At 44.4% G+C, this 13,875-nt stretch carries 10 protein-coding genes; 4 read left to right on the top strand and 6 right to left on the bottom strand.

Translation table 11 applies throughout. From position 1 onward, the window contains the following. Positions 1–89: 89 nt before the first annotated feature. Genes J7623_RS15700 through J7623_RS15715 form a run of 4 tightly spaced genes read right to left on the bottom strand, consistent with a single transcriptional unit; the run spans position 90 to position 4,076 of the window. Entirely contained in the window at positions 90–1,223 is a 1,134-nt protein-coding gene (locus J7623_RS15700) for a glycosyltransferase (RefSeq protein WP_291921901.1), read from the bottom strand. Between the two features lie 31 nt (positions 1,224–1,254). Next, the gene (locus J7623_RS15705; protein ID WP_291921904.1) at positions 1,255–2,253 is read right to left on the bottom strand and encodes a glycosyltransferase family 2 protein; all 999 of its coding nucleotides are present in this window, start codon (positions 2,251–2,253) and stop codon (positions 1,255–1,257) included. Between the two features lie 15 nt (positions 2,254–2,268). Further along, positions 2,269–2,805: a DUF4199 domain-containing protein gene (locus J7623_RS15710; protein WP_291921908.1), complete on the bottom strand. Its 537-nt coding sequence runs from the start codon at positions 2,803–2,805 to the stop codon at positions 2,269–2,271. A gap of 5 nt (positions 2,806–2,810) precedes the next feature. Continuing rightward, positions 2,811–4,076, bottom strand: coding sequence for a dihydroorotase (locus J7623_RS15715; RefSeq protein ID WP_291921911.1), 1,266 nt, complete (start codon positions 4,074–4,076; stop codon positions 2,811–2,813). A gap of 137 nt (positions 4,077–4,213) precedes the next feature. Between J7623_RS15715 and J7623_RS15720 the strand changes: the two genes are divergently transcribed. Further along, positions 4,214–5,173, top strand: a complete 960-nt coding sequence (locus J7623_RS15720; protein ID WP_291921914.1) for a hypothetical protein — start codon at positions 4,214–4,216, stop codon at positions 5,171–5,173. 113 nt (positions 5,174–5,286) lie between these two features. Then, positions 5,287–7,458 carry a DPP IV N-terminal domain-containing protein gene (locus J7623_RS15725; protein WP_291921917.1) on the top strand — a complete coding sequence of 724 codons (2,172 nt, stop codon included), beginning with the start codon at positions 5,287–5,289 and terminating at the stop codon, positions 7,456–7,458. A 342-nt stretch (positions 7,459–7,800) separates the two neighbouring features. On the opposite strand, the gene J7623_RS15730 is transcribed toward J7623_RS15725, so the two are convergent. After that, positions 7,801–8,826: a LacI family DNA-binding transcriptional regulator gene (locus J7623_RS15730; RefSeq protein WP_291921919.1), complete on the bottom strand. Its 1,026-nt coding sequence runs from the start codon at positions 8,824–8,826 to the stop codon at positions 7,801–7,803. Between the two features lie 279 nt (positions 8,827–9,105). Between J7623_RS15730 and J7623_RS15735 the strand changes: the two genes are divergently transcribed. Both J7623_RS15735 and J7623_RS15740 read left to right on the top strand, forming a co-directional pair. After that, positions 9,106–9,966, top strand: coding sequence for an OmpA family protein (locus tag J7623_RS15735; protein WP_291921922.1), 861 nt, complete (start codon positions 9,106–9,108; stop codon positions 9,964–9,966). 166 nt (positions 9,967–10,132) lie between these two features. Then, entirely contained in the window at positions 10,133–11,050 is a 918-nt protein-coding gene (locus J7623_RS15740; protein ID WP_291921924.1) for a DsbA family protein, read from the top strand. On the opposite strand, the gene J7623_RS15745 is transcribed toward J7623_RS15740, so the two are convergent. Further along, positions 11,045–13,753, bottom strand: coding sequence for an outer membrane beta-barrel protein (locus J7623_RS15745; RefSeq protein WP_291921927.1), 2,709 nt, complete (start codon positions 13,751–13,753; stop codon positions 11,045–11,047). The two genes, J7623_RS15740 and J7623_RS15745, sit on opposite strands and share 6 nt — an antisense overlap. Positions 13,754–13,875: the final 122 nt, after the last annotated feature.

Below are 13,875 nucleotides of genomic sequence, written 5' to 3' on the forward strand. Positions count from 1 at the left end.
AAGCTATTGAAGCGGTTGATGAAAGCGAAAGATGGTATTTAAATAATCCGCTATTATCAATCGCTTCAATAGCTTTTTGCTTTATGCTTTCAGCTTTCTGCTAAATGATGTATTTCTTTCGCCAACCGGCTCCAGGAGTATTGTAATTTTTCTTTGCGCAATGCGGCAACCATATCGGCTTCCCGGTTGTCCACGAAGTATTTTTCAATGGCAGCAGCAATGGAAGCCGGATCAGGCTCGGCCTGGAAGCCTACTACGCCATCAGGCACCATTTCTACCAGTCCGCCTACATTGGTGACTACCATTGGTTTTTCGAAATGATAGGCAATCTGCGAAATACCGCTCTGTGTGGCGCTTTTGTAAGGTTGTACTACAAGGTCGGCCGCGCAGAAGTAATTTTTAACGGCTTCATTGGGAATGAAATCGGTGTGCATCAACACCCGATCTCCCAGGTGCAGCTTATTCAGCAGCTCCAGGTAAGGAGCGGAATCTTCGTAATATTCACCGGCAACGATAGCATGAACATCCAGTTTTTTCAGGCGTTCGTCAGCCATGGCTTCCAGTAGTAAATCCAGTCCTTTATACTGGCGAATGAATCCAAAAAACAGGATATATCGTTTGCCTGGCTGGAGCTTCAACTGGGCCCTGGCGGCTTCTTTGGTAATCAGCGCGCCGTAGTTATCGTAAATAGGATGGGGGATGAGCGTGGCTTTCTTCACCGGCTCAAATACACGCAAATCGTTCAATACTGACTGGCTCATGGCCACGAAAGCATCTACAGGCTTGAGAAAGTATTTGGTAAAAGCTACATCGCCGGGGCGTTTTTCATGCGGTACTACGTTATCCAGTACTGCAATCACTTTCGTGTGTTTGCGTTTACCCAGGCGAAGGAGAGAACCCAGTGAGGGGCCCATAATAGGCAGCCAGTATTTGGAGATGATGATATCCGGGTTCATTTTCCGGATTTTCCGGCCTACTATTAACCAGTTCAGCGGGTTCACAGAATTGATGAGCCGTTTGATGGTCAGGTGTTTGGGCGCAGGATCAGTAGAGTATTGGCTTTTGCCAGGGAAAAACAGTTTGGGATACTGAAGGGTGAACGTCCATATTTCCACTTCGTCTGTTTGCTGTAATTCCTCTGCCAGTCGCTCGTTATAAGCAGCCAGCCCACCCCGGAAAGGATAGGCTGTACCTAAAATCAGTATTTTCTTCTTGTTAGCCATAGTTACAAATTACGAATAATGAATTACCGGATTAAAGCTGGCGGTCAGCGAGCTTCGACAGTTGTAAATCGTCATCCGTAACATTTTGGGTATGGTCCATCCGTTCTTCTACCAGGTAAATATTACGTTCGGTAGCGTTACGGGTAACCAGTTCACCGATAAACCCGGTCAGGAATAACTGGGAACCGATGATCATACATAACAGCCCAAGATAAAACAGGGGTCTGTCTGTCATATTCACTTTATCAAAAAATATTTTTGCAATTGCCAGGTACAGTGCTATCACAAAACCCACAAAAAACGACAGGGAACCCAGGGCGCCAAACAGGTGCATAGGGCGTTTGCCGAATTTGCCGATAAACATGATGGTGGCCAGATCCAGGAAGCCGTTGATAAAACGTTCCAATCCGAATTTGGTAACACCGTATTTGCGGGCGCGGTGCTCTACTACTTTTTCGCCAATTTTACGGAAACCGTTCCATTTGGCGATGACCGGAATGTAGCGGTGCATTTCGCCATATACTTCTATTGACTTCACCACTTTTTTGCGGTACGACTTCAAACCACAGTTCATGTCGTGCAGCTTTACACCGCTCATACGGGTAGTGGTAAAGTTGTATAATTTAGAAGGCAGGTTTTTAGTAACAGCGTTGTCGTAACGTTTCTTTTTCCATCCGCTCACGAGGTCATATCCATCTTCCACAATCATGCGGTATAATTCAGGAATTTCGTCGGGACTATCCTGCAGGTCAGCATCCATTGTGATGACAACATCTCCCTGGGCAGCGCTGAAACCTTCATTCAGTGCAGCAGATTTACCATAGTTGCGTTGGAATTTGATGCCTTTGATATGTGGGTTTTTCGCAGCCAGTTGTTGAATTACTCCCCACGAGTCGTCGGTACTTCCATCATCGATCATCCACACTTCATAGGTGAAGTGATGTGCATCCATGACTCTTTCAATCCATGCAGCCAGCTCTGGTAAAGATTCTTCTTCGTTTTTTAAAGGAACGATTACGGATATGTTCATCTTAATAGAATAGTATTATAATTGCTGCCCTTGGGCTGGTTTCTTACGTATGATCAGTGAAATAATCGCTGATATAATAAAATAGGAAATAACCAATTTCAGGAAATCCATGAACGATTTGGCCAGGCCAACATGGAAATCTGTTTTTGCCAGTTCATCCAGTTGTTTGTCTATTTCCTCCTGTGGCGCCTTAAACCTGTGCAATAATTTGGCCGTAGATTCCAACAGGTTTTGTTTTAATGCATCTACCAATTGCGGATCAATGTATTTATACAGGATGTATTGGTAAACTGTTATGATAGCAGCACCAATAATAAAAGTAGTAAATACAGGTTTCAATGCGTCTTTAAAAGAGATCAGCCCGCCCAGTTGTTTTTTCTTTTCTTTTCCAGCCAGTACTGCAAATACAATAAAAACAGCCATTTGGATAAGACCATTCCACCAGGAGAATAATATTTCAGGTCCTGCCACGTAAGTCAATACATTTAAAAATACGATGACAATACCACCTACTATTCCCCATTTCACGCCTGGGTTAGAGTTTTGCTGCATATAGGTTAATTATTTATATGAAAAACGGGTCCATTCACAGTGGCATATACTTTACCCTTCAGTTGTTCGCCAATATACGCTGAATTTTTGGACCGGGAAGCAATATGTCCAGTGGTAAACTGCCAGCTGGTTTCCGGATCAAATACGGTCAGATTAGCGGTGGCGCCTTCCTGCAGCACGGGTTGTGTGAGCCCGAATATTTTACGTGGCTGTATGGTCAGCATATTAATCAACTGCTCTAATGGTAGCTGGGGCAGGTATTGTCTGAGTACACCAAAGGTGCTTTCCAGGCCGATCATACCATTTTTCGCATATTCAAATTCCAGCTGTTTGGCGTCCCAGTCCTGCGGCAGGTGATGGGTCGCAATGCAGTCGATAGTACCATGTAATACGGCTTCCTGCAAAGCTTTCACGTCGTCTGCAGTACGCAGTGGCGGATTTACTTTCAGGTGGGTATCGTAATTAATGAGGCGGGCGTCAGTGAGTGACAGGTGATACGGCGTAACAGAGCAGGTAACTTTTACACCGTCTGCTTTTGCGGCGGCAATCAGTTCCACGGCTTTGCGGGTGCTGATGCCGGTAAAGTGAATGCGGGAGTCGGTGTATTTAGCCAGCTCAATATCGCGTTGTATAATCAGTTCTTCCGCCAGCGCAGGTTTCCCTGGCATGCCCAGCTGGGTAGAGTAAATGCCTTCGTTCATGAGTCCGTGGGCAGAAATGCTCTGGTCGTCAGGTAATTGTATCAGGGTGCCGTCAAAAGCCTTGATATATTGCAGGGCTTTTAGCATTAACCCCGGCGATTGTAAAGGTTTCAGGCCATCAGAAAATGCAACGGCGCCTGCCTGCTGCATTTCATACATTTCCGCCAGGCCGGTGCCTTCCACATTTTTAGTGGCTGCGCCAATTGGCAGAACAGTTGCAGCCGAATGGCGGGTTCTGCTCAGTACATATTCGATTTGCGGTTTGGTATGCAATGCCGGCTGGGTGTTAGGCACAATCATCACGGTAGTATATCCACCGGTGGCTGCTGCCTTGATGCCGCTTTGCAAGTCCTCCTTATGTTCCTGTCCGGGATCGCAGAAATGTGCGAAAACATCCATCCAGCCGGCGGAAACATGCAGGTTATTACCTGAAATGACCGTCGCACGTGCATCTTCAAGGTTGTCTGCCACCTGTTGAATGATGCCGTTCTGGATAGAAATATCTTTTTGCTGCCCATGCAGGGGAGAGGAAGGCGCTATAATCTTTACGTTCTTGAGTAGTATGTGCATGCTTTACGTTCTATACCTGTCCGAAAATACAGGGGCAAATGTAACATAAAACTGTTAATTGTTGAAGTCGGCCTGCCCGGACTTGTTCAGGTTGGTATGATAATTGAAAATGCAGGGGTAGCAGATCAAAATAACTAATGATGATTGACTATCTTACTAACCTCGTAGCTCGGATATGCGACCGCTCGGAACAATTGCATAATGGCCAGACCACCAGCTGGCAGGCACTTCGCGAGGCGGAGCAACTCGCAAATCATGCATATATTCCCCTGCTGTACCAATACATTGACCAGGAATCCGACAAAGATAAACGTCGCGCCGCTTTATTTATCATCACTCAGCTCTCCAGAAACACCAATGACCCTGAAGTAATCCGGTTTTTATTAGATCGCCTCAGAATAGAGCAGGATGCTGATATGATTACCGCTATTCAACAGGACCTTGAACGCGGCCTTACTATTCCGGGATATATCAACCTGGAACCATTGCTCAATAATACTTTATCGGTTAATAATAATATACGTCGTTCCGCCCTGCTGGCGCTGAAAGGCACCCATAACCCCGCAGTGGAAGACTGGGCATTGTCCCTGTTAAAACGGACGTCCAACGAGTACGACATCTACTATATTACTTTATTACTGCATAAAATAGGTACGCAAAAAAGCGTTCCTGCTTTGCGCAGACTACTGGAATACCACCGGCAGGACGTTAAAAGTCTCGCTTTCGCTACCATGGCGGACATTGAAAAGGAAAAAGAAGCGATGTTTTACCAGCGCTATCTTTTGCGTGGACAATTGAAATTTGAGGCCATGGAAGCTATCTACAAATATGCAGATGAAAAGGCCATACAAGCCGTGACCGCAAGGATTACGGAGCTGTTGTCGAAACGGCGCAGCAGCGCGCGTATGACCATAGAAACGGTGAAGAATGGATTTACGGACCTGATGCTCGGCATGGAGTTTCTATTCCGGTTCCGTACTGCAAAAGCGGAGATCAAAAAAACATTTTCCTGGATCACCGAAACCAGGGCCGATTACTTACTACCAGAAGAAAAAGAATGGGTGAGAAGACACCTGGCAAGTAACCAACAGGCATAAATATTTCTAATGATAGCTACATGCAGCGGGGAACACGTTTCCTCGCTGCATTTTTTGTTGAACGGCAGGGAAGCTAACAGCTAAAGCCTTAATTTAGCTCCCCAAAAAGAGAGATGAAGAAAGCTTTTCTATTGCTTTTGACAGGATGGATGACTAGTGGGTTGTACGTAACAGCACAGCAACGCCAGTATACCATGGCAGAAGCCACCAACGGGCTTCGACAGCAACTGGCGCCGGAACGGCTAAAACTGTTTGAATGGGTGCCCGGTCAAAATGCTTATAGCCAGGTGGTGATCGCAAATGGTAGCGTAGCCTGGATAAAGAATACCCTCAATGGTAGCACCATTAAAACAGATACTTTACTGCGGCTCGCAGATCTTAATCAACAATTATTTGCAACAAAGCCTTTGCGTGGATTACCATCCCTGCACTGGATATCTGCGGACAATGCCTGGTTTAGTGCAGGCAATGTACTGTATAAAGGCACTTTGCAAAACGGTGCTATGCAATTTTCCCGGTGGTGCGAACTGCCGGAAGCAGCAGAAAATATTACCGTGAATACCAAAAGCAGCCAGATTGCCTGGACGGTAAAAAATAATCTCTTTATCCGTACCGCAGATGGCGCGGTACAAGCAGTCACCAACGATGCGGATGAAAATATTGTGAACGGTAAAAGTGTGCACCGTGAAGAATTTGGCATCGACAAAGGCATTTTCTTTTCCCCACAGGGTGACCTGTTAGCGTTTTATCGCATGGATCAGCGCATGGTAAAGGATTATCCTATCATTGATTGGTCTGTAACCCCCGCGCACAACAACAATATCAAATATCCGATGGCAGGCGGCACTTCTCACGAAGTAACGCTGGGTGTTTATCAGCCATCTACCCAAAAAACTATTTTCCTGAAAACAGGCGGACCGGCAGATCATTACCTGACTTGCGTTACCTGGTCACCGGATCAGCAGTATGTATATATCGGCTTGCTGAACCGTGAACAGAATCATTTGTGGCTGAACCAGTACAGTGCCACCACCGGTGATTTGGTAAAAACACTGTTTGAAGAAACAGACGTGAAATATGTACATCCTACACATCCGCTTACTTTTGTTCCAGGCAAGCCGGATGAATTTATCTGGTTCAGTGAAAGGAGTGGTTACCAGCATTTATATCTGTATAATAACCAGGGTAAGCTGTTAAAACAAATTACATCAGGTGATTGGCTGGTAAATGAGTTGGTAGATGTGAAACAAAACGACGTGATTTTCACCGCTTCGAAAGAAGGGCCGATGGAAAAGCATATTTATATCACCAATTACCGCAAACCAGCGTCCGCCACGCCATTTGTGCGCCTCGACAAAGCAGCAGGATGGCATGATGCGCAGGTGAGCAGCAATGGTAGTTATGTATTGGATACTTATAGCTCCGGCACTACACCATATGTAGCGAGAATAACCGCTACTTCCGGTAAATGGGAACAAAACCTGATCACCGCAGCAGATCCGCTGAAAGATTTTCAACGTCCTCAAATCAGACCGGTTACGCTGAAGGCTGATGATGGTACACCGTTGTATGGTAAACTGATATTGCCGGTGAATTTTGATTCAACCAAAACCTACCCGGTGGTGGTATACCTGTACAATGGCCCGAATGTACAATTGATTCGTAACACATATCCATTCAGTGGCAATCTCTGGTATGAGTACATGGCGCAGCATGGCTATGTTATTTTTACGATGGATGGCCGTGGCAGCGATAACCGTGGAAAGGCTTTTGAACAGGCTACTTTCCGGCAGTTAGGCACTGTAGAAATGAATGATCAGTTACAGGGAGTCGCTTACCTGAAATCACTGCCTTACATCAATCAAAAGAAGATGGGTGTCCATGGCTGGAGCTTCGGGGGCTTTATGACCACTTCCCTGATGTTGCGCCATCCTGGTGTATTTCAGGCAGCAGTAGCGGGTGGCCCGGTGATTGACTGGAGCATGTATGAAATTATGTACACGGAGCGCTATATGGATACACCCCAGGAAAATCAAGAGGGTTATGCCAATGCCAATTTGCTGACAAAAACTAAAAACCTGCAGGGGCACCTGATGCTGATTCATGGCACCAATGATGATGTAGTGGTATGGCAGCATTCACTTGATTTCATCAGGGCTTGTGTAGATAATGAAGTGCAGGTTGACTACTTTGTATATCCCGGACATTTACATAATGTATTGGGAAAAGACAGGGTACATCTGATGCAGAAAATCACTGATTATTTTGATGCACATTTGAAATAGCAGAAAGCATAAGGCTTAAAGCAAAAAGCTATTAAGGCGACTGATGGGAGGGAGTATTGAAATTACTCATTCATTCTTGTCAGTCGCCTTAATAGCTTTTTGCTTTAAGCTTTGCATTTTAAGCGGGTTACGCAAACGCTTGCGCTGATAACGCAAGCGTTTGCGTACATGAAATGTTAAAAAAAACGTGTAGAATCGTTGTAGCAATTAATAGAACAGTGAACATTTTTTAGAACAGTGAATTTAGCTTGAAAAGCAGCAGAATAGACAGCGAACAATGAAGTCGATAAACCTGTGCCACGGTTACCCGCTGTGGCAGGGTTGTCGATAACCAGCGGTATTTTAGCGGTGATGAATCACCAGTTGTGACTCCATAATAGTGCGTTGATAATCGTTCAGCGCGTGTTCTCCATTTAAAATAGCTAACAGCATATTGGTAGCCGCCTGTCCCTGTTCGTACGGGAATTGCTCTACAGAAGCAGCAGGAGGGAATGCTGTATAACCGCTTACCGGTGTATTGGCGTAAGATACAAAAGTTATATCCTTATTTATTTCCAATTTTTGTTTCAGGGCGTATTGCACGGCGTCCATGGCTACATAGTCATTGAACGTAACGATGGCAGTTACTTTTCTTTTCAGTGACAACAGGTATTTCATGGCGTCTTCGGTGCCAGCGGCTGTGAGGTCGGCGTTGACAATCAGTTTAGGGTCGTATTTCAGGCGATGCTTGTGTAATGCGCGGCTATAGCCGGCAGCGCGTTCTTTGCTGGCAACCATGGTTTCTGGTCCATTGATCATGCCGATAACGCGATGACCTTGTTTGAGCAGGAAATCGACTGCCTGTACTGTACCTGATTCGAGGTTACAGGACACGGAGTGCATATTGGGCAGATCCGGGATGCGGTCAAAAAACACTACCGGAATGCGTGCCTGTTGCAGCATTTCAAAATGTTCGTAGTTGCTGGTATTTTTTCCGATAGAAACGATGCAGCCGTCGACCCGGTGCTGTTTCATACTTTGAATGATTTGTTTTTCCCGGGCTTCGTCATCATGCGATTGACCCAGCAATACGGTGTAATTGTTACTATAGGCAGTATCTTCAATACCACTGATGGCACTGGCAAAAAAAGCTTCTGACAATTCCGGCAAAAGGATGCCTATGGTGAAGGTTTTACCTTGCTGGAAATAGATCGCCGTTTGGTTGCGTTCATAATTCAACTCAGCAGCCAGTTCTTTTACCCTTGTTTTGGTTCTCAGCCCAATACTGTGATGATCATGTAACGCCCTGGAAACCGTAGATACAGAGATATTCAGCCTTTTTGCAATTTCCTTTATTGTTGGTTGACCCGAAGAAACCACCTTTCTCATACATTTCAGCAATTAATAGAAAACAGATACAGCATGTACTCTGCCGGACAAGTTACTTAGATATTGGAAAACATTAACTTTTTTTTATGAATAAAGCAGGTTAAACAGGCGTGGCCCGTGTTTTTGCGTTTCCTGAAAATGCTTTTCCCGGCTTCTAATCACTTTATAACGGACTGATGGGTGCTTCGGCCTGTTATTTGCTGTATAGCGGATACTTCCATTGCATCCCTAATAAATCATATATACTTTTTTGTTAGATTATTTAAATATAACATTTTTATGAAAGTAGTACAATTAGCCTTGCCGGTAGCTTTAGTAACCATTTTCGCTTCTTGTTCCGCTCCGAGAAAATTAAGGGAGTCACAGGCAAGAAACGCGCAATTGGATAGTTTGTACCGTGCTACCTATGGTAAGCTGAGAAATTGCGAAGAAGATGCTGCACGCGCAGCCGCTTCGTATAAAGATAAAGTAGCGAATCTGACAGAGCAGCAGGAACAGTTGAAAACCAACAACTCCCAGATGCTGGATCATTTGAAAGAACTGTCTGTTATCTCCAGTTCCCAGGCAGAAAGTATTAAAAAATCACTGGATAATATTGGTGCGAAAGACGCTTACATCAAGGATCTGCAATCTGCCATCGCTCGTAAGGACTCCCTGAATATGCAGCTGGTGATGAACCTGAAAGGTGCTATTGGTAATATGGATGATAAAGACATCAACATTAAGGTAGATAAAGGTGTGGTGTATATTGATATCTCCGATAAACTGCTGTTTAAAAGCGGTAGTTATGATATCAATGAAAGAGCAAAAGAAGTACTTGGTAAAGTTGCCAAGGTACTGATTGCACAACCGGATATTGAATTTATGGTAGAAGGTCATACAGATAATGTGCCTTACCGCCCGAACGTATTACTGGACAACTGGGATCTGAGTGTAAAGAGAGCGACTTCTGTAGTACGTATCCTGCAAAATCAGTATAACATTCCACCGGCACGTATGACAGCTGCTGGTAGAGGAGAGTACCTGCCGATAGCCTCTAATGATACACCAGAAGGCAAAGCAGCGAATCGCAGAACCAGGATCGTGATATTGCCACAACTGGATCAGTTCTTCAAGTTACTGGAGAAACCGGCAAACTGATTATAGAGCAGAAAGCATAAAGCAGAAAGCAAAAAGCAAAAAGCTATTGTAGCGAGTAATAGGAGCGGATATTTAAGTATTCATTCGCTCTTTTCACTCGCTACAATAGCTTTTTGCTTTCAGCTTTATGCTTTCTGCTATCTTTGCCACGCGTAAATTCTTAAGTATGAAAGAACCTATATTTTGTGATCCGGTGAGCGGTGTTTGTGAGATTCCGGGTCTGGCTATTACAGATGCCACTGCTACAAATGGCTTACAATCGGCCGATAAACCATTAAAACTGATTTATTTTACGGATCCCATCTGTTCCACCTGTTGGGGCATTGAACCGCAATGGCGCCGTTTAAAGCTCGAATATGGGCATGTGCTGGATATCAGTTATCATATGGGCGGATTGCTACCCGGCTGGGATGTTTATAATTCCGGAGGGATCAGCGGGCCTTCAGACGTGGCGCATCACTGGGATGAAGTAAGCCTGCATTACCAGATGCCTATTGACGGGAACGTGTGGCTGGAAGATCCCTTGCCATCTTCTTATCCGCCGTCTATCTGGTTTAAGGCGGCGCAGCTGCAGGATAAGCATCGTGCTGTGATCTTTTTACGACGTATGCGGGAATTGTTGTTTATGGAAAAGCAAAATATCTGCAAGCCGGAACCGGTATTAAAAGCAGCTGCTTTTGCAGGGCTGGATATACTGCAGTTACAGCAGGATTTTGACCGGCAGGGGAAGGCATTGTTTGATGCGGATCTGGCATTGGGTAAGCAGCTGGGTGTGCGTGGATTCCCGTCTATCTTTTTTATTGATCAAAGCGGCCGTTCAGAGTTGGTATATGGCGCCAAGCCTTACCAGGTATTTACGACCGCCCTGCATAAATTATTACCAGCCGCAACTGCCCGGACCTATGCCAAAGACCTGGAGTTGTTCACCTACTTTCCTACGTTGACCACCAAGGAGTATGCGATATTAAATGATCTTTCTTTTGACGCTGCGGAGGCGCAGTTGAAGGGTTACCAGGAGGGAAATAAAGTGTGGGTGAATACTATTGCGAACGGGCAGCTCTGGGGGCTGACTGGTACTCTATAAAGTACGGGGACCAGGCGCTGCAGCCGCTTTTTTCTTACCAAAAAACCAGGTAGCACTGAGCAAGCCATAGCGGGACAGTACGGTATTGCGTTGTTGTTCTATGTAATACAGTGTTTGCAAGGTAAGCAGCGCCTGATTTTCCCGGAACAGATCATACACGTATATCTTTACCAGTAGACTTTTATCTGGTAAAAACGTTTTGGAAATCCAGGTGTTTACAACCACATATTGCTGCCGTTGATTGGTATTGTTGTAATAAGTAACCGACGCGCCGTAGTTGAAATTAAGCGGCAGAAAGAGATTGGCGGATGTTGACAGGCTATAATTGGTGTAGTCATAATACCGGTTGTCCTGGATAGAGTAGGAATTACCCATATACTGTACATTAAATGCACCTTCTATTTCCAGCAATTTCTTATAGGTCCAGGATCCGTTTAATGATTGCAGCGAGGTAAAAGTGGATGTGGTGTTTCTGACTTCATTGACAAAAGAGATGGCGTGTCCGAAGCGGTTTGCGATAAAGTAATTCAATGTGAGGCCCGATTTACTGAAGCGTTTGCCCAGTGCGATGCTATGCGTGATGTCATAATTACCGTTTGTATTGACCAGCATGCTGATTTGTTTACCGCTGGAGTCAGAGGATATGGAGGCGGTGGTTTCATTTTCGGGGAGGTTGAATCCTATATCGGTGTTAAATGTGAGGCCGTCTACACTAAACGACTGGTAGCTGATATTACCTGAATTGTTGATGGTTGGTTTCAGATCCGGGTTGCCAAGTTGAATGTACAGCGGGTTTTGGATGGAGATGACCGGTAGCATGGAAGTGCCTGTATTAGGGATCCTGGTATCCCTGGAGGCAAATAAATTTAGTGATTTATAGTTATTGATTTTGTACGTCATAGAAATGTTGGGTGCGAAGTAATTGATTCGCTGGCGGTATTCTTTCCCTTCTGTATAATTATTGCTGACAGAACTGGTGGTATTATATGCCAGTTGCAATTGCCCCTGTAATTTGTTTTTGTTGACAACAATGCCGGTACTGAATATGTGAATAGTGTACCTGTTCCGGAAGTCGTAGGTCAATGGTTTATTTAAGATGTCATAGCCTCTTTTGATGTTATCAAAATCAAATGCCTGTTGATTACTTTCGGTCACGGCATTGCTGTATTTGTAACCGGCGCTCAGGAAAATACCGTTACTGATCGGATATTGATATCCTGCTCCCAGGTTGATTTTCCGGACATTTAATCTGTTAGATAGTTTCTGATCGATGGTGTCTGCCCGGTTGGTTGCCTGCAGTGAATTAAGGCTGTAGTTATTTTGATTGTTGCGTGTATTATTTTGTTCTATGTTCATGTTAAAGTTGGCACTACCCAGTTCTTTACTGAAGGTGTGAATAAAGCTACCTCCGGTATTAAAGGAATTTCTTTTCCGGGTTTCCTTGTTGAAGATATTTCCAAAATTGATGGTATCATTATTTTTTCCTCCCAGTGAAGTATAGTTATTATTACTGTTGATGTCATTTCTTCCAAGGTCACCCATAAAATCCATGGTGATGATATTGTTGTCATTTGGTTGCGATACCACGTTGCCATAAAGTACATTAAAACTGCTATTGCTGGTGCTCCGGGTGCTGTTGTTGTAGCGGAAATTGCTGTCTGGTAGTATGTTGTCACGTTGCAGCAGCTGGTTGTTACGCATATCAAAGTCGTTATGCCAGTAGTTTGCCGTCAGTTTTGTTTTTTTGGTGAGGTCAATAGAGATGTTTCCCCGGGCATTGGTTTTGGTCATTATTCCTCCAAAATTGTCCAATTGGTTCTGGTTTTCGTCGGTGGAGGAGGGGGCGGTAGAAGTGTTGATATTATTGTGGATGACATTGGTAATGATCTGTTTATTATCGCGGAACATGTTGGCGGCACCGGCTATATTGTAATGATCGTCTGAGCCGTATCCTGCACCTATGGATCCGTTGATCCCTTTCTTTAATTCTTTTTTGATGGTGATGTTAATGACTTTTTCGTTTTTTCCGCCTTCCTGCAAACCATCTAGTCCTTTTTTATCAGCTATTTGTATTTTATCCACCAGGTTAGCCTGCAGTAATTGCGAAATTTTTTGAGGATCGCCGGAGGAGTTGGCAGCGGTTTGAAATACGGCTCTGCCGTCTATGTACAGCTCGTGGATTTGCTTGCCCATATAGAAAAATTTTCCGTTGGCATCTACTGTAAGGCCGGGGATCTTTTGCAACAGGTTTTTCATGGAAGCATTTTCTGCGGTTTGGAAATCACCCGCGGAAAACTCAATGGTATCTTTACGGATGGTGAAGATAGGTTTGTTGAGTTTAATGCTGATGCCTGCCAGGGTGATGGCGTTTCTTGTCAACCCTGTTTGTTGTAACGAGAGGGTATGTACTTTCACTTTTTCAGTGAAGGATAATGGAATGGTAGCAGCCGTATATCCCATATAGCTGATGGTGAGCATGAAGTTTCCGGCAGGTACATTCTTTATTTCGAAGTTACCGGCTTTATCCGATTGACTCTGTCCTTTCAAAATCGATTTTTCGGCTGTAAATAGTAGTACAGTTGCTCCTTCCAATGGTTTTCTAGTATCTTTATCATATGCCAGTCCTTTGACTTCTCTCTGCGCAAATAAAGCCAGATGAATGCTACCTAATAAGATGGTTAACGTTAAAGCGAATTTTACCATTGCATGGATTTGGTTGAGTATATAATTTTATGCAATGATAATCCCTGCCGGAAGGAGATTTGTAAATCAAAACAGAAGGTTATCAGAATGGTGAAAAAGCGATTAAAATGAATTTAGATTAA

It is taken from the genome of Chitinophaga sp., assembly GCF_017745275.1.
Taxonomy (GTDB): domain Bacteria; phylum Bacteroidota; class Bacteroidia; order Chitinophagales; family Chitinophagaceae; genus Chitinophaga.

Coding starts and splice junctions, on each gene's coding strand:
- J7623_RS15700 (WP_291921901.1), bottom strand. CDS start 1,223: ATGGCTAACAAGAAGAAAATACTGATTTTAGGTACAGCCTATCCTTTC.
- J7623_RS15705 (WP_291921904.1), bottom strand. CDS start 2,253: ATGAACATATCCGTAATCGTTCCTTTAAAAAACGAAGAAGAATCTTTA.
- J7623_RS15710 (WP_291921908.1), bottom strand. CDS start 2,805: ATGCAGCAAAACTCTAACCCAGGCGTGAAATGGGGAATAGTAGGTGGT.
- J7623_RS15715 (WP_291921911.1), bottom strand. CDS start 4,076: ATGCACATACTACTCAAGAACGTAAAGATTATAGCGCCTTCCTCTCCC.
- J7623_RS15720 (WP_291921914.1), top strand. CDS start 4,214: ATGATGATTGACTATCTTACTAACCTCGTAGCTCGGATATGCGACCGC.
- J7623_RS15725 (WP_291921917.1), top strand. CDS start 5,287: ATGAAGAAAGCTTTTCTATTGCTTTTGACAGGATGGATGACTAGTGGG.
- J7623_RS15730 (WP_291921919.1), bottom strand. CDS start 8,826: ATGAGAAAGGTGGTTTCTTCGGGTCAACCAACAATAAAGGAAATTGCA.
- J7623_RS15735 (WP_291921922.1), top strand. CDS start 9,106: ATGAAAGTAGTACAATTAGCCTTGCCGGTAGCTTTAGTAACCATTTTC.
- J7623_RS15740 (WP_291921924.1), top strand. CDS start 10,133: ATGAAAGAACCTATATTTTGTGATCCGGTGAGCGGTGTTTGTGAGATT.
- J7623_RS15745 (WP_291921927.1), bottom strand. CDS start 13,753: ATGGTAAAATTCGCTTTAACGTTAACCATCTTATTAGGTAGCATTCAT.